The following is a 24222-nucleotide window of genomic DNA, read 5'->3' as shown; positions in this document are numbered from 1 at the left end:
ACAATATTATGACAGCCTTGCGTATTGAACTATAGTCATAAATATGTTGATAGTTGAAATTACGGCATGAGCTTGGATTTAATGAACTATATTTCATAAGTATCTGCACCACAGCTGTCTGATTGCCTGCTTAAGTTGCCGGCGGGGTATCGGGAACGGTTTTGGGGAGAATGGAGGTGGCCCACATGGTTGGTATTGTTAATCTAGAGGTTCCGGTTCTGGACGAAATAGAGAAAATGATTATCCGTCAGGCCGGCTCCACGGTGCACTATCCGAAAAATCATGTTATTTTTGCGGCTGGGGATATTGCAGACAGAATATTCATGATAGAGAACGGATGGGTCAAAATATACCGGCTTTCCAACGATGGGCGGAGGGTAACGGTGGGCAGCATCCGCAGCCCGGGGGAACTGATGGGCCTGGCGGAAACCCTCTGGGGCGGCGAGCGCACCTGCTACGCGGGAGCTATTCAAAACGTCACCATGGTGGTGGTGCGTAAAAATAAGTTTGAGGAGCTTTTAACCACCCATCCGGCCCTGGCGCTAAAGGTTGCCAAGCAACTGGGAGCGCGGATGAGGGAAGCCGAGGCCATTATTCACGATATGGTTTGCTGGCAGGCTCCCGGCAGATTGGCCCTTATACTGTTTAAGATCGGCGACCGCTGCGGCGAGGAGTCCAGAAGCGGCATAAAAATCAATCTTCCCCTGACCCACGAGGAATTGGCCAACATGGCGGGGACTTCCCGGCAAACAGTTACGTCTCTCTTAAATACCTTCAGGCAGGAAAAGAGCATTGATTACGAGGGACGGGAAATCAGGATAATTAACCCGGATAAGCTGGCCAAGTGGATCATGTGAGGTAAGTGAGCCCGAGGGCTTTAACGAATGTTGATTCCCGATTTTTGAAGCGAAGGAGCTTACAGGCTGCCCGGCGGGATAAAAGACGGGTATTTGACATAATCCACGTCATGTAAGCGACATTTATAATTTATTTTTTTTGTTAAAATTAGAAACAGGACTGGTAAATGTCCTGTTTCTAATTTTTTAAAGCTGGGGACATTCCTTCAGTACATTTGCATTGCAGTAAGAGTTACAGGCCGCTTAGGAAGGTGTTTCCCCCAACCTTATTTGGAGATGATTGGCGTGCTGACCGGTTTGGAGATTCCCCGGCTGGAGGAATTCGAAAAGGAAATGCTCAGGCAGATTGGCCGCAAATATTCCTATGGCCGGGGTGAAGTGATTTTTAGCGCCGGAGATCCCGCGGATATAATATATCTTTTGGAATCCGGCACCGCCAGGATATACCGTTTGGCCGGGGACCGGCGCCAGGTAACCGTGGGCTCCCTGAGAGGCGCCGGTGAGCTAATGGGGCTGGCGGAAGCCCTGGCCGGGGTGAAAAGGACATGCCACGCCTGTTCCCTTGAGCCGCTGAATTTAATTCTCGTAAAATATGAGGATTTCCAAAATCTGTTGTTAAAAGCCCCCCTGTTGTCCATCAAGGTAGCCAGGATGCTGGCCTACCGTATGCGGGACGCGGAGTCCTCAATCCGCGACATGGTTGCCCTGATGGCTCCGGAGAGGCTGGCCTGCACCTTGCTGAAAATAAGCCGGAGCCACGGGGTTATGACCGGGGACGGGTTGAAAATTAATTTAAGGCTGACCCACGGCGATCTGGCTTCCATGATAGGGGCTTCCAGGCAGACTGTTACCAGCATGATAACAGTGTTAAAACAGGAGAATATTATTGTGCAGGAGGGAAGGGAATACAAGATTAAGGATCCGGTGAAACTCAAACGCAGGCTGAACTGATATTTCACCGGCCCCTGTCTCCTTGATATTGAAACACCGTTCGAAAGCTGTCATCCATATGACAGTTTTTTTGTCACCAGAAAGACAGGATCGATGTCAATGGGCTGACATTGCAATTGTTAAATATCTGTTATTTTTTAGACAACGGCATAACATTTTGGGCAAAATTATAAAGGAAAGGAGTGAAAAAGACTTGGCGGGAAAAGTGCTTCGGGGTGATTTGAGCGAGTGGAAGGGCTTGGAGAAGGTTAAAAATTATAAAAAAATATTTGCTTTGGCAAAAAACCTGCTGCATCCCCACAGGGAAAAGCAGGAAAGGCTAATGTCCAGAATCAAGGAGCTAAGGGAATTGTCCTCCATTGCTTCTGAGGCCGGGATGCATTCAATGTATCAATCATTAAATAAAGAGGCCAATGAGTTGTTTATGGAATACCTGGTGCTATGTTTTTTGGATGGTATGAGTTTTTTGTTGCCCCATGCGGTGATCTTGTGGCTCTTAAGTATAAAATTCAGCACTTTGGCACTTCCTGTCAGCTTGCCCTGGGTGGGAAATCAAATCGGCATTATTGTTTTGTATCCGCTTTGTGCTGTTGCTTTTTATGCCGGGCGGGGATATTACAGAAAAAGATGTCCCCAAATAAGAATGTCGTCAACTTAAAGCTGTTTTAATATTTACGGAGGTGTGGTTAATGGAATTTAGTGTGGCTGGTGTAACTGTAAGTCCAATACTATTAATCCTCTGGTCAATTTTTGTGGGTTATATTTTCTCCACCATTGGAGCCGCGGGCGGTATCCTTGCCGGTGTGGGGCATATAACAATTTTCGGCATGAAAAAGGCCAACATGATTAAACCAATGAACCAGATGCTGACCCTGGTCAGCCCGGTTATCGCCGCGCCGCTTTACTTCAGGGAACGCCGCCTGGTGATTCCCGCCGCCGTGGCCCTTGGACTGGGCGGCATACTGGGCGCTCTGCTGGGTTCGTATCTTTCCCATACTTACCTGCAGGATATGAAATCCTATAAGCCCTTGTTCGGCGCCATCACCATGTTTATCGCCTTCCGCCTCTGGTACGAACTGACACCCTCGGCCAGGGAAAAGCAGCAGACGGTTAAAAAAGCCAACCAGTCTTTCGAGAAAAAGGTAAAAGAGCTTAAAGCCGAAGGCAAGCTTAACGAGTTAAAGGAAATCGGAGTTAATTTCAGCCAAACGGGCATCAACAACACCTTTACCTTCAGCGGGGAAACATTCAAGTATAACGCTATTTCTCCCTTCATCGCAGGCTTAATTGTAGCAATTATTTCCGCAGCCCTGGGTGTCGGCGGCGGTTTCCTGCTGGTCCCCTATTTAAGCAGCATGCTTGGTTTCCCGATGTTCATAGTGGCGGGCACATCGGTTCTTTCCATACTGGTTTCCTCAGCCACCAGCATCGGCAATTATATTAAAATGGGCAGCAGCCTGGACTGGGCCATGTTAAGCTTTGAACTTGGCGGCGTTATCATCGGCTCCTACCTCGGCCCCGTGCTTTCCAAATACATCAAGGCTATATATCTGAAAACATTTTTAGCGGTGGTTCTCACATACATCGGTATTGGCTATATGTTCGGCGGTGCTATTACAGCCGCCACGGGTATCAAAATTATATAGGTCAGGGGACACACCTCTAATGCAAGCCTGACTTTTGGGGTGAGGAATGTCCCCAACGTATGTCAGGGGACACACCTCTGATGCAAGCCTGACTTTGGGGCGAGGAATGTCCCCAACGTATGTCAAAAGACACGCCTTTATTGCAGGGCTTGGCTTTGGAGTGAAAAATATTCCTGAATTATTGTGTTATGTTACATTTGGAGAGAGTTTCGGCGTAGAGGAGGAGCGAGGATGAAGTGCGCTTACTGTAAGCAGGAACCAAAAAACAGGTGCGACAAGGACGGTCATGACTGTACCGGAGGGAAGGTAGACCTTTCCGAATACGACAAGGAAGAAAACAAACCCTTTCACCGGGCCAGCGGTTATTTTCAGTACGAATTCGGCAACAATCTCACAAGGCTGGAAGAGCTGATAAAGTTCTGCCAGCGCATGAACTACCAGAAAGTCGGCCTGGCATTCTGCGTGGGTCTGGCTTCCGAGGCGGAGTCCCTGTCAAAAATACTGGAGCAGTATTTTAAGGTGGAGTCAGTGTGCTGCAAGGTCTGTGGTTTGGATAAGAAAAGATTCGATGTTCCCAACCGGAAGCCGGATAAATTTGAGGCGCTGTGCAACCCCATTGCCCAGGCGGAAATACTAAACAAAACAAAGACAGACGTGAATGTTGAACTGGGGCTCTGTGTGGGGCACGATATGCTGTTTCACAAATATTCCGAAGCTCCCGTGACTGTTTTCGCGGTGAAGGACCGGGTGCTGGCGCACAACCCGCTGGGAGCTTTGTACTCCAGTTATCTTAGAAAGAAATTCGGGCTCAAAAATAACTGAGTCTTTGGCTCGGAAGTGGTTGGGACCCTGGAGCAAACTTAAGCTTGAGCTTTACAGCCTGTTTATCCCCGGCCTTCAAGGACGGGGGTCTTACAGGCTGTCAGCGAGATAATAAGAGGTTATGCCGTGTACCGTTTTAAATTGTTTTTATTGACATTATGTTATGACGTATATTGTATTGTTGACAAGCTGAAGAGGTGGCCGGCAAAGTAAATACACCGGTTGTTGAGCGGCCGGTGCGTTAATCACGGGGATGGGCTTGCCCATCCCCTTTTGAAGTTATGCCGGCAAATTGTCGCAAATAATTTTCAGAATTGTCGGGTAAAAGACCTTTTAGGAGGATTGGTCCATGACACTGGGTGTAAGATACAGGATATTTCTACCTGTCACGGGACTGATGCTGGCAATATTTGCCGTATTGCTGCACAACGGCTACCGGCAGATGCAAAATACTGTGGCATTACAGGAAATGGAGCGGTATAAAACCCTGGAGTCCAATATAAATGCCTCACTTGAGGAAACTTTAAAAAGCGCCCGTTACGGCTTGCTCAGCATGATAGAGCAGCCGGAGGTGCATAAGGCTTTGGCGGATAGAAACAGGGAAAAGCTGTTGCAGCTGACTATGCCGGCTTTTATTAAATTAAAGGAGGAGGGGGTGGAGCAAATTCAGTTTCTCCTGCCCCCGGCCACATCCTTTCTAAGGCTGCACATGCCGGAAAAATACGGTGATGATTTGTCCTCCATAAGACATACGGTGGTTGAGTGCGATAAAAGTAAAAAAATTGTGGAAGGCCTGGAGGAGGGCAGGGGTGGATTCGGCTTCAGGGTGGTGTCACCTGTTTTCGACCAGGGAAGATACGTGGGCTGCGCCGAATATGGAGTCGGTTTCGGCAAAAAGGAACTGGAAAAATGGAAAAAACAAACCGGCGCGGATTTTTTTGTGTATGGGATTAGTAAAGGAGTATCCTGGGTGGACAGTGCCGAAGGCAATAAGCCCCTGGCGGCAACCAGGGGGCAGGATGACTGGAAGGTGGAGGGGACAGTTGTGGAGCAGGCGCTTAAATCCGGGAGAATGACGGTGGATTATCCCGGCGACGGCGCTATTGCCGTGCTGATTATACCTGTTAAGGACTACAGCGGCAAAGCGGCCGCCTACATTAAGGCCGTGGTGAGCAGGGAAAAGGTGTTGCAGCTGATCCGGCAAACCATGGTAAAATCCATAGCCATACTGGTTGCGGGCATTTTAGTTGTGTCCCTTGTATTATACGGGGTAATAAGCCGATGTCTGCTGCCCCTGGGGAAAATAGCCGATGGAATGGAAAAGGCCGGCAGAGGGGATTTGACCCAGAAATTATCCATGAATTGCCGTGATGAAATAGGCAGGCTGGTTAACGGATTTAACGGGATGGTGGATAATTTTAAATTGCTGGTGACGGACGCCTCACGCTCCGCCGGGGAGCTGTCCGTGGCCAGCCAGCAGCTTTCCGCCTCCACCCGGCAGGTATCCTCGACGATACAAAATGTTGCGGCGGTAATGGACAATCTGTCCGTGGATACCGAAGGGCTGGGCGACGACGCCCAAAGGATGGAAGAGTCGGCGGGCCGGGTGTTGGAAATGGCGGCAGACGGGGAGAGGTCCATGGAGCGTTTAAAACTATCCATTGACGAACTTAAACTGCTTATTGCCGGTATTTCCGGGGTGGTAAATGATTTTGGCGCCCGTTCCCGGGATATAGGAAAGATTGTTGAAGTAATTTCGGATATAACGGAACAAACAAACCTGCTTGCCCTTAACGCTTCCATAGAGGCCGCCAGGGCGGGAGAGCACGGCCGGGGGTTCGCGGTTGTGGCCGCACAGGTGCAAACCCTGGCGGAAAAGTCCAAAAACGCCGCCCTGGAGATCAGCAGGCTGATCGGCTTCATCCAAAATGACGCGGCGGCGGCCATGGCGGAGGTGGGCAAGGGCACCGCCGGCTTTGAGGAAGGGGTCAGACAACTGGCGGATACCGGAGATAAATTTAATAAAATTACCCGGGCGATCGACAGCCAGTCACGTTTTATCCGGTCTGTGGCTGAATCCCTGACAAATATTAAAGCCGGCGCCATGGAGGTGGCGACGGCCATGGGCAATCAAACCGCCGCCACCGATAGTATCAGCGCCTCCGCCTATGAGTTGAGCGCAATGGCCGAAGGTCTGAATGAAAAAATAGCCAGATTCAGGATGTAAGGGGGCCGGCCTAACGGGAGTCCCGGCCGAAAAGGGACAATATTATTCTGGCGCGGCGAACAATGGGATATTCAATCATTTTACCGTCCACCTGGATCACCGCCCTGCCCCCGGCCTCGGCCTCCTCAAAAGCCGCTATCACTTTACGGGCGTATTCCAATTCCTCCGGCGTGGGGCTGAAAACACTGTTAACAGGTTCGAGCTGCGCCGGATGAATGATTAGCTTACCCTGGAAGCCCAGTTTTCTTGCTATGCCGGCTTCCGAAGACAGTTTCCCGGTGTTCTTAATATCGGGAAAAACCGTGTCCAGGGGCGGTTCTATACCCGCGGCCCGGGAAGCCAGGGCCAATTGGCTGCGGGCTAAAAACAGTCCGTCGCTCTCAGCCGGATAGTTTAACCCCAGTTCCTGGGAAAAATCAACACCTCCGAAGGCCAGGCATCTTACCCTGGGGCCGCCGGCTATTTCGGCGGCCCTGATGATTGCCCCGGGTGTTTCCACAAAGGGAATGAGGGGGGTGCTTCCCCTGGCCAGTCCCTGCCCGGTTTCCAGCAGGCTCAGCAGCCAGTCCACCTTTCTTAAATCTTCGGCGCATTCTGTTTTAGCCAGCATCAGTCCCGCAACGGGCAGTCCGGCAACAGCCTTCAGATCATCCAGTATGTAGTCTGTGGATGTGGAGTTTACCCTGATAAATACCGGCACCGGCGCCGGCTGCCGCAGTATCTCCCGCACGGTTTCCCTGGCGGCTTCCTTGCGGCTGTACGCCACCGCGTCCTCAAGGTCCAGGGTAACGGCGTCGGCCCCGGCTTTAAAGGCTTTTTCAATTTTGCGGCTGTCGTCTCCGGGGGTAAACAATATTGAACGCATTCCAATCACCTCGCAAATAAGGTAAGGGATACACCTTCCCGGGGTTTGCCATATCCCTTATATTCTAACAAATTCCTGTGGAAATGTCCTCTAAATAACACCATTGCGGATTTTAGCGGGTCAAGTTGCAGGGCCAAAAAAATTATCCGGGAGGAAGTGGAAAACATTGTACTTGCTGGTGATTAAAAAAAACCGGTCCCGGGTTCGCCGGGGCCGGTAATAAAAACATGGAGGGTGAGTTTGCTTGTTTATGAAGCGGTTTTTTCCTGGGTATGGCAGTTTTGATTGTTCCAAAAGGACTGCAGCCTGTTCACCATTACTCCCTGGCTTACGCTGACTTTTATTATGGGATCGACAAAACGTTCCTGGAGCGAACGTTTGGCTTCGTTGTTGTGTTCGGGAAATTTGTTGCCGATTAATTTGGTGCTGCTGTTTGTCATTGGAATTCACCCCGTTTCATCCGGCATTGCTTATGATTATTATAAAATCAATTATTTAAGTTAATATTTAGGCTCTATTAAGTTAACAGATATTTTCTGTTAATGTTTTTTTGAGATTTTGGGTTAATGCCGGGATTAATTCCCGGCATTAACATTAGTAAAATATACAACCCGGGGTAAAGATAAAAGAAGGGGCGAAGGTCTTCTAAATAACATGAAACAACTTGAATCCCGGGGATGAGTCATGCTTGATATCATATCCAGGACAGTTTTTATATATTTTGTGCTGCTGCTGATTATACGGATGATGGGCAAAAGGGAAATCAGCCAGCTTTCACCCTTTGATTTTGTGGTGGCCATAATGATCGCCGATCTGGCGGTTATTCCGCTGCATTCCACCGGCATAGCCATGTGGCACGGTATAGTCCCCCTGATTATACTGGCACTTCTGGAGGTTTTATTGAGTTATTTCGCCCTGCACAGCTTTTTCCTGCGCAGGCTGCTGGACGGAAGGCCCCAGATAGTGATAAGAAACGGCTGCATATTAAAATCGGAACTGCGTAAGGCCAGGTACAACCTTGACGATCTCATGGCTCAACTAAGGGATAGCGGCTATCCCAATGTTGAGGATGTGGAGGTGGGGATTCTGGAAACATCGGGGAAATTAAGCGTTATTCCAAAATCCCAGAAAAGGCCGGTTACCCCGGAGGATCTAAAAATACAAACCGCATACGAGGGGCTGCCCACGGTATTAATAATGGACGGGGTGGTTTTTAAAAAGGAACTGGCAAAAACAGGACTGGACATGGAGTGGCTGGACCGGCGGCTGGCCGAGGCCGGTGTCGGCGCCCAAAAGGTTTTTCTGGCCACCCTGAATACCGATGGGAGGTTTAATATAGTGGAATGTGAAGAAAAACAAAAGAGTTAAAGGAAAAAAAGGTTTTCCGTAGAAATTCAGAATAATTCTACTTTTGCTCTTCTCACATTACTGCGGCTATATATTTTGAAAAATTGTTAAATAAAAAGGAATTAATTTTAGTTTTTTAAATGCTGGCAGGTGGTTTTTTTGTTCCAGTTGGAAAGAAAACAGCAGTTGGTTGTATTAATGCTGGCTGCTGTATTTCTATTTGGGGCGGGCTATAAATACTCCCAGTGGAGTTCCGGCAGGGAGCCAGCGCATAATGCCGCCGTTCTGGAAAAGGGGCCGGGGGAAGACGGCCGGACCCCGGCGGAGATTAAGGTTCACGTGGACGGCGCGGTGGAGAAGCCCGGGGTTTACAGTTTGCCCCAGGGGGCAAGGGTGGCCGACGCGCTGGAAAAAGCCGCGGCCTTACCCCAAGCCGACCTGGGAAGGCTGAACCTGGCGGAACCTTTGAAGGACGGCAGGAAGGTGCCTGTTCCATACAAGCAGGAAATGCCGGCGGCCGGGGTTTCAGGCAATTCCACCCCGGGCGGGGGAGTTTCGGGCGGTGCCGGAAAGACAGGCGGCGCGGCTTCCTCCGGGCTGGTTAATATTAACACCGCCGGTCCAGGGGAATTGGAAAACCTGCCCGGCATCGGTCCCTCCCTGGCCGGCCGCATTGTAGACTACCGTGAAAAAAACGGATATTTTACCGACCCCGAAGATATTAAGAAAGTATCCGGTATTGGCGATAAAAAATATGAGCAGCTAAAGGATTTTATTACGGTGTACTGAGCCAAACCGGAAAAAGCGCTGCATACGTGTTGAAACCCGTGGAGTTGTCTTGGAAAGAGAGGATTTATGTCAGCCATTCAATTTGAGAAAATTTTTTACTCGTCGCCCCTTCCGATATTCATACTTTACGGTGACCGCTTTCAGCTGGTTAACGCAAAAATGGCCGAGATAACCGGTTACACCGTGGACCAGCTGTTGCATATGCCCTTTTTCAACCTGGTGCATTCCGGGGACAGGCTCCTGGTGAGGGAGAACGCGCGCCGCCGGCTGGCCGGTGAGGAGGCCCCGGAGCGCTATGAATTCAGGGCGGTTGACCGGGAGGGTAAAGTAATATATCTTACCGGGGTTTTCAGCACCGTTGATTTTAACGGCAGGGTGTCGATACTTGGCCAGATGCTGGTGGTAACCGAGCAGAAGCTGGCGGAGCAGGCCCTGCGGGAGAGCGAGCTCAAATACCGGAGCATTCTTGAAAATATTGTGGACGGCTACTTTGAGGTGGACATAAAGGGAAAGCTTCTCTTTTTCAACGACTCCCTGTGTGAATTAACCGGCTGTGGCAAGGAAGAATTGATGGGTAAAAGCTATTTGAATTTCACCACCCCCACAGATATTGAAAAGGTGTTCCAGGCCTACAACAGGGTTTATACAACCGGTGAGCCGGCCGGGGTGTTTGATTGGGAAATTATCAGAAAGGACGACGGCTCAATACGTTTTGTGGAGGCCTCCGTTTCACTGATTATTGATAATGAGGGCAAGCGGACGGGGTTCAGGGGGGTTGTCAGGGATGTGACCGAGAGGAAGCGGGCAGAGGAGCGGTTCAGGCTGCAAAAGGCCTATTTTCAGAACCTTTTTGAAAACTCGCCCGAAGGGATTGCCATATTGGACAATGAGGACAGGTTAATCAATGTTAACAGGAGTTTTGAGGAGTTGTTCCTCTACCGGGCGGACGAGGTCAAGGGTCAATTAATAAACCATATAATAGTACCGGAAGAATTTGAAAATGAAGCCTGGGATATGACAAACGCCACGCTCCTTGGGAAGGTTGTGCGGAAGGAATCGGTAAGAAAAAGAAAGGACGGCAGCCTGGTCGACGTATCCATAATGGGTTTCCCCATGGAGATAAACGGTAAGCGCCTGGGAGTTTACGGCATATACATCGACATAACCCAGCGTAAAAGATCCGAGGAGGCGCTTAACAAGGCTCTGGAAAAGCTGACGGAACTTGAAAACATCATAAACAAAAGTCCCGTGGTGGTTTTCCTCTGGGTTGCCGATATGGAAAAGGTCTGGCCGGTGGAGTATGTATCCGAAAATATCAGCCGCTACGGCTATTCCCCGGAAGATTTTACCACGGGAAAAACCTCCTACAGCAGTGCAATTCACCCGGATGATTTAAAAAGGGTTCAGGCCGAGGTGCAACAGCATTACATAATGAATAACGACGAGTTCACCCTGGAATACAGGCTGGTTACCAAATCCGGCAATTTCCGCTGGATAGAGGACCGTTCCGGGGCAAGACGGGATGCCTGCGGCGTTATTACCCATTATCAGGGTATTGTAACGGATATTACCGGGAGAAAAGAGGCCGAAACGGCTTTAAAAACCGCCAATGAGGAACTGGAGGTCACCATTGAGGAACTGGTGGCCACCGAGGAGGAATTGACCCAGCGTTTTCATGAGTTGCAGGATAATGAACGGGCCTTAAGGGAAAGTGAGGAAAAATACCGTATACTCTTCCACAACGTGAACGATGGAATAGTGATGCTGGAATTTGAAAATGAAATACCCTCCCGGATAATTGAGGTGAACCAGGTTTTATGCAGCAGGTACGGTTATACCAGGGAAGAATTACTGGCTGCGGACCCTTTGCAAATGGTATCCGCCGAACATATTCACAGAATTCCCGTTATAGTTCAGAAATGCAGGGCTTTGGGCCATGTAACCTTTGAAATAGTCCTTATAGCGAAGAAAGGGCGGGAGGTTCCCTTTGAAGTCAGCGCGCACATATACAACATGGGTGATAAGGTTGTGGGGCTGCTGGTTATCCGGGATATTACCGACCGCAAACAATCCGAGGAGAAACTGAAATATTTAAGTCTTCACGACTCCCTCACGGGGCTTTTCAACCGGGCTTATTTTGAGCAGGAGATGGAGCGGCTGGAAGGGGACAGGCATTCGCCGGTTAGTATTATCATCTGCGATGTGGACGGTCTCAAACTGGTTAACGATACAATGGGTCATCACAAGGGCGACGAACTTTTAAAAACGGCTTCGTCCATCATCAGGGAATCCTTTCGTAGCGGAGACGTGGTGGCCAGGATAGGAGGGGACGAGTTTGCGGTGTTGCTCCCCCGCAGCGGCCCCGGGGTGGTGGAGAGGGCCATACAAAGGCTCAGGGATGAACTGGCGGGTTATAATGAGCAAAATCCAGACCTGCTTTTAAGCATATCCATCGGATTTGCCACCGGAAAAGGCGAAAAGGTCAACATGGGCGATCTTTTCAAGGAAGCCGACAATAACATGTACCGGGAAAAGCTGCACCGCAGCCAGAGCGCCCGCAGCGCCATTGTTCAGACCCTGATGAGGGCGCTGGAGGCCAGGGATTTTATCACCGAGGGCCATGCCGACCGCCTGCAGGAACTGGTGGCCGGGGTGGCCCAGGCCCTGGGGCTGCCCGAGCGCAATGTCATAGATTTGCGGCTGCTGGCACAGTTTCACGATATAGGCAAGGTGGGCATACCGGACAGGATTCTTTTCAAGCCGGGTCCGCTGAATTCAGATGAAATGGTTGAAATGAAAAGACACTGCGAAATAGGTCACCGGATAGCACAGTCCTCGCCGGATCTGGTGCCCATAGCCGGATGGATTCTGGCCCACCACGAGTGGTGGAATGGGCAGGGCTACCCCCTGGGCTCCAGGGAGGAGGAAATCCCCCTGGAATGCCGCATACTGGCCATAGCGGATGCTTATGACGCCATGACCAGCGACCGGCCCTACCGGAGGGCGATGACTCACAGTGATGCCGTGACGGAGTTGGAGAAGTGCGCCGGGACGCAGTTTGACCCGCGCCTGGTATGTATATTTGTGCGGGTGCTGGATGCCCGGGCGACAAAATTTGACTCTTTATAGAGGATTTTCTTGTTATGGGTTGAATTTATATTCAGGTTAACTCATTTTATATTATGTCTTGGGATGTGTTTTTGGTGCAGATTGACCTGCTTTTACAGATGCTTCAGCTGCAATTGCTTAATCCCGCCGGCAGCCTGAAAACCCCGGAGAGGGAAAGCTCCATGGGCTCAAGCTTTGCACTGCTGCTGGCAGCCGTTCTGTCGGCCTCCGGGACCGGTGGCGGCGACGGACTTCCGGGACTTACCATCAATCCGGGCGGGCCCTTTAATTACGTTAACAGGTATCCTTCCTTAATGCCGGAGGGGACAAAGAGAAACGTTGTGGGTACTTCCGTCGGGGCCTCCGCCGCCGCGGCCGCAACCGGGGTGGAGGAAATAATCGCCAAAGTATCGGAAAAATACAATCTGGACCCAGCGCTTCTAAAAGCAGTGGTCAAGGTGGAATCGGGGTTTAATCCCCTGGCGGTGTCTTCCGCCGGAGCCATGGGGCTGATGCAGTTAATGCCCGGTACCGCCGCCGGCCTCGGGGTTAAGGATCCCTTTGACCCGGGTGAGAATATTGACGCGGGGGCCCGTTACCTGAAATCCATGCTGGACCGCTACAACGGCAACGTCAACCTTGCTTTGGCGGCATATAACGCGGGGCCGGGCGCGGTGCAGAAGTACGGCGGTGTGCCTCCTTACAGGGAAACAATGGATTACCTGCAGCGGGTGGCAAAAAGCCGCAGGGAATTTGTGGTGTAGTTTACACGTCCGGAGGGTGAAGGATTATTGCCTGAAAGACCGTTGTTGGGTGTGGCGGCGGCTTATATAGCGGGAATGGTGCTTTCCGCACTGACCGGAATCGGTCCGGAGTGGCCCCTTCTGGCTTCTATGGCGGCGTTTTTGTCAGCCGTATATTTATACCTGTCAGCACGGCGTGGCCTTGGCCCCGCCTTTTTAATTCTGTTTGCCCTGCTGGGCATGACCATGTCCGGGCAGGCAATAACCGGAGAAGAAAAATTATTTCTAAGACCTTACTGGGGACATTTTGTCACCGTGGAAGGAACAATCCTCGACGGGCCGGATATCAGAAGCCTGGACACCCGCTACCTGGTTAAAACCGGCTGGGTGACCATGGGAGGAATAAGAAAAAGGTATGAAGGGAAAATAATTATCCGGGCGGCGGCGGGTATCCCTGTTTTTAATTACGGCCATGGCCTGAAAGCCAGGGGCTATTTGTCAATGCCGGAGGAGCCCGGAAACCCGGGGCAGTTCAATTACCGCTCCTACCTGTCGCGCAGGGGCATAGGCGGGATTTTGGCGGTGAATTCCGGTGACCAAATTGACAGCACGGGCTTAAGCGGTGGCAATCCCCTGGTGGGCTTTGCCCTGGCCGTAAAGTCCAGGCTGTTGAAAGTGGCTGAAAACACCCTTTCGCCGGCCCGGGCGGATTTGCTGAACGGTATAATTTTCGGGGTTGTGGGGGAGATGCCTCCGGAGGAGAGGGAAATATTCTGCGAAACCGGCGTCAACCACATATTAAGTGTCAGCGGCCTGCACGTGGGCATGCTGCTGGCGGCCATGGCGTTTTTGCTGGGGATGTTGAATGTTTCCCGGCCGGCAAGATTTATCACCATTACCTGCGTGTTAATAATATACGCTGTGATGACGGGGTTAAGCCCGCCGGTGGTAAGAGCCACCATCATGGCCTTAGTCCTGCTGCTGGGACACCAGTTGGGAAGAGAGGCCGACTGGCCCACCAGCCTGGGCCTGGCGGCTCTGGCCATACTGTTTTTTCAGCCCTGGGCGCTGTTTGAGCCCGGATTTCAGCTTTCCTTTTGCGCCACCTGGGGTATACTTTACCTTACCCCGGCTATACGGACTTTACTGGCAAAAAGTTTTAAATTCCCTCCCGGCGCCGCTCTTTTTATAGCGGTGCCGCTGGCTGCCCAGTTAGGGACAGTCCCGCTTATCGCCATTCATTTCAACCTGATAACCGCGGCATCCCTTCCGGCCAATTTAATAGCCGTTCCCATAACCGGTGTCATACTGCCCCTGGGCGCCCTGGCGGCCATCACCGGCCAATTTTCAATGACCCTGGCGGGATTTATAAATATTGCCACCGGAGCCCTGCTTGATTTGTTTAAATGGCTGGTGGAGGCCATAAGGGAAATACCGGGGTTGTTTATTTATGTGGAAGCCCCTTCCTGGATTTTTGCCGCCGCTTGGTATTTGCTGTTCTGGGCGCTGGGAAAGCCCGTCCCGGGAAAGGTGGCGGGGAGCGGGGAAACCCCTCCCGGCAGCCTGGCCGGAGGAGCTTTTCCGGCGGTATCCAGGGGGGCGGCCTTTACCCTGCTGGTGTTTGCGGCAGGCGTTGCCTGGATACCGGGAAGAGGGCCCGGCGACGCCGGGCTGAGGGTGCACTTTATTGATGTGGGACAGGGGGACTCGGCATACGTTGAATTTCCCGGCGGCGGCAACATGCTGGTGGATGCCGGCGGCAGGCCCGGCGAGTTCGAGTCCGCCAGGGGAGCGGGGGATGTGGTGGTGGATTATTTAAAGGGGCAGGGTGTAAACAGGCTGGACGTACTGGTTATTACCCACCCCCATGAGGATCATGCGGGCGGGGTGGGGGCGGTTGTCCGGCGTTTTGCTATTGGCTCGGTGGTGGTTCCGCCACTGCCCCCGGCGGAGGGAAGCGCCTCCTCCGGGGCTTACAAGGGAGGTGAAAGGCCTGATCCGGCATACGGCAGGCTGCTGGAGGATATTGCCCTGAAGGGGATACCCGTGGAGATCGCTGTGTCCGGAGACAGGCTCAAGCTCGACCGGGAGGTGGGGATCGAAGTAATAAACCCCGCTCCCGAATTAATGGAGGGCACCAGATCGGATCTGAACAACAACTCCCTGGTGCTGATGATGGAATACAGACAGCAAACCTTACTGCTGGCGGCGGACATAGAGGAGGAGGCCCAGCGGCGTATTCTGGAATCCGGCCGGGATATTCATTGCACCGTTTTAAAAGTGCCGCATCACGGCAGCCGTTACATTTCACCGGAGTTTTTCGGGCGGGCCGGGCCCCGGCTGGCGGTAATATCAGCGGGAAAGAACAATAACTTCGGCCATCCCGACCCCCAAACCCTGCAGCTGTTGGAAGACCTGGGCGTCAGGGTATACCGCACCGACCGGGACGGGGCGGTGGTGGTGTCCACGGACGGCGAGAAAATCCGGGTTAAATGGGGAAGAATGGATAGGGAGAGTGCGGTTCAGCAGCCGGGTAATGCCGCATGACAGAATGGACAGGGAGGTAAATATAGTGAAATTTATTATTGATAAAGAGGTGTTCCGGGTTTTACCCACAGTATGTTTTGGGGGGGTGGCGGCCGGTGGTCTGGACAATACCGGAAAATCGGCGGAAATTCTGGAGCTGTTAAAGGAAGCCACGTCCTTTGCCCGCTCCAAATTCCAGGGGGGGAACTTGAAAGAGCACCCGGACCTGGTTTGTTACCGCAACGCCTTCATTAAAATAGGCTTCAACCCCAATAAATTTTTGAGTTCCGTGGAGGCTCTCACCTCCCGGGTTTTAAAGGGCGGGGAGTTGCCCGACATCAACGACGCCGTGAATCTGGTCAACGCCATATCCCTTAAATATACTTTGCCCATGGGGGCACACGATTTAAATTCCATTGAGGGAGATATATCCGTACGTTATTCCCGGGAGGGGGAATACTTTACACCCTTTGGCGCCGGCGTTGCCGAAGAGGTTCCCGGGGGAGATCTGGTTTATGCCGACGCCGTGGATATCAGGACCAGGCGTTGGATCTGGAGGCAGAGCGACAGGGGCAAGGTAACGGCGGCAAGCAGCAAAATTTTCTTCCCCATCGACGGGTTTACCGACCGCAACCTTGAATCGGTAAAAGCGGCCAGGGAAGAACTTGCAAATTGCATTGAGAAATATTTTGGTGTGCAACCCGTGAAATTTTACCTGGACGTGGATAACCCGGAAACGGAAACGGAAATAGAAATATAGGAAGGTGTAGCTTCATATTGCAAATATTATGTCTTTGAAAAAAAACGGTTATATTGGAGGATTTTTTCCTCGTGTGCCAAATAAGTATTGTAGCTGTAAAATATTGTCCCGGTTTATGAGGTAACAACATGCGCGCGACTTTATTAGCAATGCTGCTTTTTACCCTGTTCCCCTTCCGGGCCGCTTTCGCCCTGCCACCGGTTCCTCCGGCGGATTTTACTCCAGCGGTGGATAAAGTTGCGGTCCTGGCCTATCATCACCTGGAACCCTCTTCTTCCGGAAAGCATTTGACCAATTCCGCCATTCTGCCGGTGGAGGAGTTTTTCTGGCAGATGCAGTATCTGCGGGACAATAATTTTTATACCCTGAACCTTGAGGAAATGGGGGAATTCCTGGCCGGAAGGTTCAAACCTCCGGGGCCGGCGGTACTGATAACCTTTGATGACGGATATGAGTCAAACTATGTCTATGCCTTGCCGGTGTTGATTCGCTGCAATTTCAAGGCGGTTATATTCCCCACCGGAAGGGTGCCGGAAGACCAGCCCGGCGATCCGGAAAAAGCTGCCGCCCAGGGGCTGGTCCGTAACCGCCACCTTACCACTTATCAGCTGAAAAGCATGCTTAGAACAGGCCTGCTGGAATTCGGCTGCCACACATATGACAACCACAGGTATATTGGAGATAAGCCCGCTCTGGAGGTGCTGGACGAAGCAGCCATAAGGGCTGATTTACTCCGTTTTAACAAGACCTTTATTATGCTGGGCATACCGGTGCCCCACGCCATAGCCTATCCCTACGGAGTTGCCGGCCATAACGCCATACCCGTGGCTTCCTCCATGGGCTACAGGCTGGGTTTTACGGTTAATCCGGGCTATGCCGGTCCCGGAAGCAACACCATGCTAATAAACAGATTTTCCATACACCCCGGTGACAGCCGGCAATTTTTCACAGATGTGGTTAATGGAAAATGGAAGTAAAGGAGTGTTTATAATGGGCGAAGGCGTATTCAGGCAGAGAAACGGCATGGTTGCCGTGGATGTTGTTGCTGCCTGCGGGGTTATGACACCGGAGCAATTTTTGGCATTGGCCGGGAAGGTGAATGAACTGGGGAGTTTCAGGGTGAAACTTACTACCCGGCAGACCCTGGTGGTGGTTCTGGAGGAGGATAAGGCTCCGGCTCTTATTAAGGCCTTACCGGAAATGGGACTGGTACTGTCCCCGTACGGGGATGTGGTCCGGGCTGTAAAAGCCTGCGCCGGGAATTCTGCGTTATGCCCCCGCTCCACGGGGGAGGCCCTTGATCTGGGAATAGAGATTCAGAATCGTTATCTGGGAAAAGCGGTCCCCAAGGATTTCAAAATAGCCGTGGCCGGTTGCTACAGGGGCTGTGTGGACCCCCACTGCGCCGACTTCGGGGTTGTATGCGCCGGCAGGGACTTTTACGATGTCATCCTGGGAGGCTTGGGAGGAGGCGCCAGGCCCGCACACGGAAGGGTTGTCGCCCGCAAGGCAACCAAGGATTCAGTTTACGCCATACTGGATTTTGTGATTGAAAATTTCACCAGGCTGGCGGAACCGGGGGAAAAGCTTTGCCGCGCCATGGCAAGACTGGGGCCTGAGCGGTTCACGCCGCCCGACCAGTTAATCAACTGTAAGGATGATGCCGGGGATAATGAGTTTAAGAACTTTCTTTTAGCCGATTAGAAGGAGGGATGGTGGTGACGCAGATAAGAAAAACAGACGAAATAAACCTTTCGGCGCCGATGGCGCGGTTGGAGAATATCTGCAAGTCCTGCGATTTACTGAATACTGAAGATTGCAAGGAATCAGGCTGCCTGGTGGGCTTTTCAAAAAAAGTTTTACGCTTTGCCCTGCAAAAGGGTGTTCTGGACATTCCCGGGGCCTCGGGGCTGATCCCCTCCAGTGACTTTAAACCGTACTATTCCGATACCGTGGCTCCGGTGCTGGCGGAAACCTGCAGGCAGTGCAAGGAGTGCCGGGACAACCACTCCCCGGATTGCGTGGTGGCGCTGGTGCGCAGCGCCATGGAGCTTACTGTTTTGCCTGAAGCCGTGCCATATCCGGGCAGTATATTCATGTACCTGGCCGGGATCAAATCCCGGGACCCGCAGCTGGCGGCAAAACTGGCGGATGAATTGCAAAAGGGCGGCAAACAGAGGTAGACCACGGTTAATGTTTTGTTGATTTTAGTTTAATAACACCGTATAAAGGGGACACTGTCCTCTTTATTTTTTGGGCGAAAGCAATGAATCCAGCTTCTGCCTGCTTTCCTTTAACTGGTATTCCAATCCCAGCATGTCGTCGGGAAGGCTGTGCAGATACCTGTTAATATCCACTGTCAAGTCGTTGTCGGGCCGGCTAAGGTCTATTTGCCCGGTGGTCTGGAAATTAATATCCTTGCGTATATCGTCAAGATATTTGATTACCAGTTCCTCTCTTTTTTTTGCCGTGTCTATATAATTTTTAAGCTCCGATTTAATTTCAGCCTTTTTTACGGAATTGGCAATCTGGTCCAGATCCTTTAGTGTTTCCGTGCTCTGCTGGGCCCTGTCCATGTAATCCATGGACAAATTTCCCGGGAAAGCCGGATCATCCGGTATCATTTTAAATTGATAAAAAGTAATCATATTTTCTTCATATTTATCAAGTTCCGATTGAACCTTCTGCAGGGTGGCGGTGGAGTCTTTATTGCCGCAACCGCCGCAGATAAGGAGCAGCAATGCCAGAAATATCAATGAGGCCTTTTTCAATTTATCTCCTCCCCCGAAAGGGTATTTATCCAGCCGGCTTCAGCTGTAAGAATCCGGCAATTCCTTAATAATAGAAATCCTCACCGCCCTGATCCTGGTTTACCGGTTGATAGTTTACATTCTTTTGCTGGGTTCTTGTTTTGCCCCATTTGTTGGCCACCTGGACGGTTATGGTGTTAAGTCCCTCTTTTAACTGCACGGTTCCCGAAAAAATGCCGTTGTTGTTGTTTACATTGGTTTTTACGTCATTGACGTAGGCCAGCAGCACCGTGTTGTCGTCCGTAATACCGCTGATGGTCACCTGCTGGCTGCTGGTTTCGCCTGGAACTATAAGCACCAGTTTGGGATCCGGGGGATTGAAAGTAACGTTTTTGGTCACCAGGGCCTGGCCTCCCAGGCTGTTTGAAGAAACAACCTTAATGGAGTTGGAGCCGGGCTCAAGCTTTACAGGCAGGGAAAAATTCCCCTTTTTATCCGGTTGGGTCCGGCTGCTGTTTATATAAACAATGCAGCCCGGCTCCGTCTGGCCGGAAACGGTTACAGTCTCCGAGTCGGAGCTTTCCGGGGCCAGCGCCAGGAGCTTTGGCGCCAGGGGCTGATATTTTATGGACAGGCTTTGTTTGTCCGGAGTTCCTTTCTTATTTAAGGTATCCACAGCTATGGTGTTGTCGCCGGGCTTCAATTGGACTGTTCCTGTGAATTGCCCCCTGGGGTCCACCGGCGTTTCCTTGCCGTTTATGAAGATCCTGTTGCCGGCCCTGGTTTTTCCGCTTATTTCCACAGTTTCGTCAGCGGTAAAATCAGGCAGCGGGTTGATTTTGGTTTCCGACGGGGGCATTTTGCCGCCGTTCGGGTCCTGGGGGTTTGTTGCCGGATTGCCTGGTTGTCCCTGCAGTGCCTCATCAAGTTGTTTCTTTACCGTGTTATCCCGCTCATCGCCCGGTGCCCCTTCGTCGCCGGCGGCGGTCTGCGCCTGGCCTTCGGTCCGGGATTCCTTATCCTGACGGGCGCAGCCCGGCAGCGCCAGCAACAGCATTAACCCAACCAGCATTAATGATAGGAAGGTCTTTCGCATTGTTACCTCCGGTGAAAAAAGGCATTTCTACAAGATTTCAACAGCATATGATAATTTCCTCCCGGATTGGACGGTAAATGACACAATATGAGGAACTTTTAATATTAATGGCGTTTAGTTGGTAAGGCTGCTGACCGGCGCGGGAATTCTGCCTCCCCGGCGGACAAATATGTCGGAGGAAAAGGGGTGCACCGGCATAACCGGGGCGCGACCCAGCAGTCCCCCGAATTCCACCCGGTCTCCCACCTTTTTGCCCGGGGCGGGGATTATCCTTACGGCGGTGGTTTTGTGGTTAATCACCCCTATGGCCACCTCGTCGGCAATTATCGCGGCAATGGTCTCCGGGCCGGTGTCTCCCGGCACCGCAATCATGTCCAGCCCCACGGAACATACGCAGGTCATGGCTTCCAGCTTGTCCAGTCCCAGGGCGCCGATTTCAACCGCCCTGATCATTCCCGCGTCCTCGCTTACCGGTATGAATGCCCCGGACAGTCCTCCCACATAGGAAGAGCCCATGGCGCCTCCTTTTTTCACAGCGTCATTCAATAAAGCCAGGGCGGCGGTGGTGCCGTGGGTGCCGCACCTTTCCAATCCCATGTACTCAAGTATTTCCGCCACACTGTCACCCACCGCGGGGGTGGGAGCCAGGGATATATCCACTATTCCGAAGGGAACCCCCAGCCGGGAGGCCGCCGTGCGGCCCACCAGTTCACCCATGCGGGTTATTTTAAAGGCCGTCTTTTTTATTGCTTCGGCCAGGGTGCCGAAATCCGCGTCTTTATTTCTTTCCACCACATTTTTAACCACTCCGGGGCCCGATACTCCCACATTGATTACCGATTCCGGTTCGCCTATGCCATGAAAGGCCCCGGCCATAAAAGGGTTGTCCTCGGGCACGTTGCTGAACACCACCAGTTTGGCGCAGCCCAGTCCGTCCCTGTGGGCGGTTAATTGCGCGGTTTCCTTAATTATTTTGCCCATCAGGTAAACAGCGTCCATGTTTATGCCCGCCTTGCTGGTGGCCACGTTGACCGAGGAACATACCCTTTGGGTGGTGGCCAGGGCCCGGGGGATGGACTGTACCAGGCGCATGTCGCCGGTGGTGAAGCCCTTGTGCACCAGCGCGGAAAATCCACCTATAAAATTAACCCCCACCGCTTCCGCGGCTTCATCCAGGGTCTTGGCAAAACCGGTGTAATCCTCTTCTCCACAGCTTTCAGCCACCAGGGAAATGGGGGTGACGGAAATTCTTTTGTTGACTATGGGGATGCCGAATTCCTTTTCTATTTCCTCGCCCACCCGGACCAGGTTGCCGGCCAGGCCGGTTATTTTATCGTAAATCTTTTTCCTGGCGGCCGCCGGGCTGGGTCCTGCGCAGTCCCTCAGACTGATGCCCATGGTGATGGTGCGTATATCCAGGTTTTCTTCCTGGACCATTTTTATGGTTTCAACTATTTCAGCCAGTGTAAGCATATTACCCTCCAAAAATAAAAAATACCGCCCCGGATTCCGGGGCATGCCGGGCCTTTCGGAGTTCCGGGGTTATAGCCTGTGCATGAAATTAAAAACATCTTCATGCTGGGCGTCGATTTTAACTCCTATTTCCCTGCCCTTTTCCGCCAGTTTCTCCTTCAGTTGTTCCATGTTGATTTTGCTTTTTTCCATATCGGCTATTAAAACCATGGCCAGAAATTCCTGTATGATTGTTTGGCTTATATCCAGTATATTAATATTGTTTTCCGACAGGATGTTTGCTACTCCGGCAATTATGCCGACCCGGTCCGGTCCCAGCACGCTGATGATTACCCTGTTTCCCTTGGAATCCTGCTTTAAATTTTGCATCTTAAATACCTCACTTGGTTTTTATGAATAAAAATTGATATTTCGTCGGTTAATATGATATTCCTGCCACCTTGAAATTATTAAGAATAATATTAAGTCATAGAAAATTATGTAATATGCCCCGGGACGGGGAAGCCGCTTTCAATCCGAATGCCCGGGGGCATTACAAGGATGCGCCGGCGCATCTTGCCGACTCAAGCCCCTTAAGCAGAAATTCAACCTAGTCAGACTATTTTGCATGCAAATGCGCATTATTAATATTGTGAAATTTATAAATTATCTCTATATAAGCCGGTGAAAGTCTTTTAATAAATCGGCCGGTTTTTTGCAAGTTATTGAAGGCCGGTAAAGAAAATAGTCCGGTGAATGGGGGGATGTTCCGCAGCGGCAATAATTTTTTCCTAAAGAGACAAATATTGTTAGGGGTGAACTGCTTAGTGTCGGATCAGAATGCAGGATTTGATAAAGTTCTAGGTAAATTCGACGTTTTTGCCCTGGCATTCGGGGCTATGATTGGTTGGGGATGGGTTATCCTCACCGGCGACTGGATTAATGCCGCAGGTTCCATCGGAGCCATGCTGGCTTTCGGATTGGGGAGCGCCGTGGTTATTTTCGTGGGGCTGGCCTACTCGGAACTTACCGCCGCCATGCCGAAGGTTGGCGGCGAGCACGTTTTTTGTTACCGGGCCATGGGAATCACAGCCTCCTTTATTGCCACCTGGTCCATCATTCTCAGTTACATTTCAGTGGTGGCCTTCGAGGCCGTGGCCCTGCCGACGGTTATTGAATATCTTATTCCCGGGTACTACAAGGGATATCTCTGGACTGTGGCCGGCTGGGACGTATACGCCAGTTGGGTGGCGGTGGGAGTTATAGCTTCCATTATTTTAACAATAGCCAATTATTTCGGTGTAAAAACAGCAGCTTTATTACAGTCCTTATTTACTATAATCATATTTATTGCCGGGGTCTTACTGGTTACCGGAAGTTTATTCAACGGCAGCACCGCCAAGATGGAACCGCTTTTTGTAAGCGGCGCCGGCGGAATGATGACGGTACTGATTATGACTCCATTCATGTTTGTCGGATTTAATGTCATTCCCCAGGCCGCCGAGGAAATAAACCTGCCGTACAAATCCATAGGCAAGGTATTGATTCTATCCGTTATTATGGCTGCGGCCTTCTACATGCTGATAATTTTCGGAGTGTCAAGGTCTCTTACCGCCGGGGAAATGACCGCATCCAAACTGGTTACCGCCGATGCCATGGCTGCGTTGTTTGGCGGCCACTGGGCTGGAAAACTGTTGATTCTGGGGGGTATTGCGGGTATCGTTTCCAGCTGGAACGGGTTCTATATCGGGGCCAGCCGCGCTATTTACGCCATGGCCCGCTCCAAAATGCTGCCGGAGTTTTTGGGGTACATGCATCCTAAATATAAAACTCCCAGCAACGCCATTCTTCTTATCGGGGCGCTGTCCACCCTGGCTCCCCTGTTCGGACGTAAAATGCTGGTCTGGCTGGTGGATGCCGGTGGTTTGAGCATATGCGTGGCGTATCTGCTGGTTTGCATAGCCTTTATCATACTGAGAAACCGTGAGCCTGAAATGAGCAGGCCCTTTAAGGTCAGCAACGGCAAATTTATCGGCTATATAGCCATAATACTGTCCATGGGGTTTGTGCTGCTTTACCTGCCCGGCAGCCCCTCCGCCCTGGTATGGCCTTACGAGTGGGTCATCGTCGGGGGCTGGACCATAATGGGCATAATATTCTACTATTGGGCCAGAAGGACATACGGCAATGAAGCCGCCGATTCCTACATGCGCAAAGAAATCTTTTCAGCGGACAAGCAGTAGTGATAAAATGAGCCAAAGGCGCATGCAGGATATGTTATCC

The 24222-nt window shown here is 51.4% G+C and carries 22 protein-coding genes; 16 read left to right on the top strand and 6 right to left on the bottom strand.

The features are described from left to right. The first annotated feature begins 185 nt into the window (after nucleotides 1–185). The 6 genes from DCCM_RS16020 to DCCM_RS15995 all read left to right on the top strand — a co-directional run bounded on the left by DCCM_RS16020 (nucleotide 186) and on the right by DCCM_RS15995 (nucleotide 6503). Complete coding sequence (locus DCCM_RS16020; protein WP_104373375.1) at nucleotides 186–857, top strand: Crp/Fnr family transcriptional regulator; 672 nt, start codon at nucleotides 186–188, stop codon at nucleotides 855–857. A gap of 285 nt (nucleotides 858–1142) precedes the next feature. After that, complete coding sequence (locus DCCM_RS16015; protein WP_231702808.1) at nucleotides 1143–1808, top strand: Crp/Fnr family transcriptional regulator; 666 nt, start codon at nucleotides 1143–1145, stop codon at nucleotides 1806–1808. 193 nt (nucleotides 1809–2001) lie between these two features. After that, nucleotides 2002–2466, top strand: coding sequence for a hypothetical protein (locus DCCM_RS16010; RefSeq protein ID WP_104373373.1), 465 nt, complete (start codon nucleotides 2002–2004; stop codon nucleotides 2464–2466). Between the two features lie 31 nt (nucleotides 2467–2497). Next, on the top strand, nucleotides 2498–3454 hold the full coding sequence (locus DCCM_RS16005; RefSeq protein ID WP_104373372.1) for a sulfite exporter TauE/SafE family protein: 957 nt from the start codon (nucleotides 2498–2500) through the stop codon (nucleotides 3452–3454). Between the two features lie 231 nt (nucleotides 3455–3685). Continuing rightward, nucleotides 3686–4276: a DUF1847 domain-containing protein gene (locus tag DCCM_RS16000; protein ID WP_104373371.1), complete on the top strand. Its 591-nt coding sequence runs from the start codon at nucleotides 3686–3688 to the stop codon at nucleotides 4274–4276. Between the two features lie 349 nt (nucleotides 4277–4625). Beyond that, the gene (locus tag DCCM_RS15995) at nucleotides 4626–6503 is read left to right on the top strand and encodes a methyl-accepting chemotaxis protein (protein ID WP_104373370.1); all 1878 of its coding nucleotides are present in this window, start codon (nucleotides 4626–4628) and stop codon (nucleotides 6501–6503) included. 10 nt (nucleotides 6504–6513) lie between these two features. Here DCCM_RS15995 and DCCM_RS15990 read toward each other — a convergent pair whose 3' ends face one another. Beyond that, the gene (locus tag DCCM_RS15990; protein ID WP_231702807.1) at nucleotides 6514–7368 is read right to left on the bottom strand and encodes an HpcH/HpaI aldolase/citrate lyase family protein; all 855 of its coding nucleotides are present in this window, start codon (nucleotides 7366–7368) and stop codon (nucleotides 6514–6516) included. 248 nt (nucleotides 7369–7616) lie between these two features. Beyond that, complete coding sequence (locus DCCM_RS15985) at nucleotides 7617–7808, bottom strand: hypothetical protein (protein ID WP_104373368.1); 192 nt, start codon at nucleotides 7806–7808, stop codon at nucleotides 7617–7619. 244 nt (nucleotides 7809–8052) lie between these two features. On the opposite strand from DCCM_RS15985, the gene DCCM_RS15980 reads away from it, so the two are divergent. The 9 genes from DCCM_RS15980 (at nucleotide 8053) to DCCM_RS15940 (ending at nucleotide 18824) form a co-directional block, all read left to right on the top strand. Continuing rightward, a complete protein-coding gene (locus DCCM_RS15980; RefSeq protein ID WP_104373367.1) occupies nucleotides 8053–8736 on the top strand; it encodes a DUF421 domain-containing protein in 684 nt (227 codons plus the stop codon). A 129-nt stretch (nucleotides 8737–8865) separates the two neighbouring features. Next, the gene (locus tag DCCM_RS15975) at nucleotides 8866–9504 is read left to right on the top strand and encodes a ComEA family DNA-binding protein (RefSeq protein ID WP_307718823.1); all 639 of its coding nucleotides are present in this window, start codon (nucleotides 8866–8868) and stop codon (nucleotides 9502–9504) included. Between the two features lie 66 nt (nucleotides 9505–9570). Continuing rightward, nucleotides 9571–12633 carry a PAS domain S-box protein gene (locus tag DCCM_RS15970; RefSeq protein ID WP_104373365.1) on the top strand — a complete coding sequence of 1021 codons (3063 nt, stop codon included), beginning with the start codon at nucleotides 9571–9573 and terminating at the stop codon, nucleotides 12631–12633. Between the two features lie 74 nt (nucleotides 12634–12707). Beyond that, a complete protein-coding gene (locus DCCM_RS15965; protein ID WP_231702806.1) occupies nucleotides 12708–13376 on the top strand; it encodes a lytic transglycosylase domain-containing protein in 669 nt (222 codons plus the stop codon). A 27-nt stretch (nucleotides 13377–13403) separates the two neighbouring features. Continuing rightward, nucleotides 13404–15902: a ComEC/Rec2 family competence protein gene (locus DCCM_RS15960; RefSeq protein WP_104373364.1), complete on the top strand. Its 2499-nt coding sequence runs from the start codon at nucleotides 13404–13406 to the stop codon at nucleotides 15900–15902. A gap of 25 nt (nucleotides 15903–15927) precedes the next feature. After that, nucleotides 15928–16641 carry a B3/B4 domain-containing protein gene (locus DCCM_RS15955; RefSeq protein ID WP_104373418.1) on the top strand — a complete coding sequence of 238 codons (714 nt, stop codon included), beginning with the start codon at nucleotides 15928–15930 and terminating at the stop codon, nucleotides 16639–16641. A 128-nt stretch (nucleotides 16642–16769) separates the two neighbouring features. Continuing rightward, nucleotides 16770–17618 (top strand): polysaccharide deacetylase family protein, encoded by an 849-nt coding sequence (locus tag DCCM_RS15950; protein ID WP_104373363.1) that lies wholly within the window; start codon nucleotides 16770–16772, stop codon nucleotides 17616–17618. 13 nt (nucleotides 17619–17631) lie between these two features. Beyond that, nucleotides 17632–18345, top strand: a complete 714-nt coding sequence (locus DCCM_RS15945) for a ferredoxin-like domain-containing protein (RefSeq protein WP_104373362.1) — start codon at nucleotides 17632–17634, stop codon at nucleotides 18343–18345. A 14-nt stretch (nucleotides 18346–18359) separates the two neighbouring features. After that, nucleotides 18360–18824, top strand: coding sequence for a hypothetical protein (locus DCCM_RS15940; protein WP_373855499.1), 465 nt, complete (start codon nucleotides 18360–18362; stop codon nucleotides 18822–18824). 63 nt (nucleotides 18825–18887) lie between these two features. Here the strand turns inward: DCCM_RS15940 and DCCM_RS15935 are convergent, their stop codons facing one another. The 4 genes from DCCM_RS15935 to DCCM_RS15920 form a co-directional block, all read right to left on the bottom strand. Next, complete coding sequence (locus DCCM_RS15935; protein ID WP_104373360.1) at nucleotides 18888–19412, bottom strand: hypothetical protein; 525 nt, start codon at nucleotides 19410–19412, stop codon at nucleotides 18888–18890. Nucleotides 19413–19476: 64 nt separating this feature from the next. Then, on the bottom strand, nucleotides 19477–20487 hold the full coding sequence (locus DCCM_RS15930) for a hypothetical protein (protein ID WP_128739171.1): 1011 nt from the start codon (nucleotides 20485–20487) through the stop codon (nucleotides 19477–19479). A 114-nt stretch (nucleotides 20488–20601) separates the two neighbouring features. Next, nucleotides 20602–21960 (bottom strand): PFL family protein, encoded by a 1359-nt coding sequence (locus DCCM_RS15925; RefSeq protein WP_104373417.1) that lies wholly within the window; start codon nucleotides 21958–21960, stop codon nucleotides 20602–20604. 69 nt (nucleotides 21961–22029) lie between these two features. After that, complete coding sequence (locus DCCM_RS15920; protein ID WP_104373358.1) at nucleotides 22030–22329, bottom strand: ACT domain-containing protein; 300 nt, start codon at nucleotides 22327–22329, stop codon at nucleotides 22030–22032. Nucleotides 22330–22766: 437 nt separating this feature from the next. On the opposite strand from DCCM_RS15920, the gene DCCM_RS15915 reads away from it, so the two are divergent. Then, the gene (locus DCCM_RS15915; protein WP_231702805.1) at nucleotides 22767–24182 is read left to right on the top strand and encodes an APC family permease; all 1416 of its coding nucleotides are present in this window, start codon (nucleotides 22767–22769) and stop codon (nucleotides 24180–24182) included. The last annotated feature ends 40 nt before the right edge of the window (nucleotides 24183–24222 follow it).

Source organism: Desulfocucumis palustris, assembly GCF_002933875.1.
GTDB lineage: Bacteria > Bacillota > Desulfotomaculia > Desulfotomaculales > Desulfocucumaceae > Desulfocucumis > Desulfocucumis palustris.
This window is presented reverse-complemented; position numbering and strand designations above follow the sequence as displayed.

Coding starts and splice junctions, on each gene's coding strand:
- DCCM_RS16020 (WP_104373375.1), top strand. CDS start 186: ATGGTTGGTATTGTTAATCTAGAGGTTCCGGTTCTGGACGAAATAGAG.
- DCCM_RS16005 (WP_104373372.1), top strand. CDS start 2,498: ATGGAATTTAGTGTGGCTGGTGTAACTGTAAGTCCAATACTATTAATC.
- DCCM_RS16000 (WP_104373371.1), top strand. CDS start 3,686: ATGAAGTGCGCTTACTGTAAGCAGGAACCAAAAAACAGGTGCGACAAG.
- DCCM_RS15995 (WP_104373370.1), top strand. CDS start 4,626: ATGACACTGGGTGTAAGATACAGGATATTTCTACCTGTCACGGGACTG.
- DCCM_RS15990 (WP_231702807.1), bottom strand. CDS start 7,368: ATGCGTTCAATATTGTTTACCCCCGGAGACGACAGCCGCAAAATTGAA.
- DCCM_RS15985 (WP_104373368.1), bottom strand. CDS start 7,808: ATGACAAACAGCAGCACCAAATTAATCGGCAACAAATTTCCCGAACAC.
- DCCM_RS15980 (WP_104373367.1), top strand. CDS start 8,053: ATGCTTGATATCATATCCAGGACAGTTTTTATATATTTTGTGCTGCTG.
- DCCM_RS15970 (WP_104373365.1), top strand. CDS start 9,571: ATGTCAGCCATTCAATTTGAGAAAATTTTTTACTCGTCGCCCCTTCCG.
- DCCM_RS15950 (WP_104373363.1), top strand. CDS start 16,770: ATGCGCGCGACTTTATTAGCAATGCTGCTTTTTACCCTGTTCCCCTTC.
- DCCM_RS15945 (WP_104373362.1), top strand. CDS start 17,632: ATGGGCGAAGGCGTATTCAGGCAGAGAAACGGCATGGTTGCCGTGGAT.
- DCCM_RS15930 (WP_128739171.1), bottom strand. CDS start 20,487: ATGCGAAAGACCTTCCTATCATTAATGCTGGTTGGGTTAATGCTGTTG.
- DCCM_RS15925 (WP_104373417.1), bottom strand. CDS start 21,960: ATGCTTACACTGGCTGAAATAGTTGAAACCATAAAAATGGTCCAGGAA.
- DCCM_RS15920 (WP_104373358.1), bottom strand. CDS start 22,329: ATGCAAAATTTAAAGCAGGATTCCAAGGGAAACAGGGTAATCATCAGC.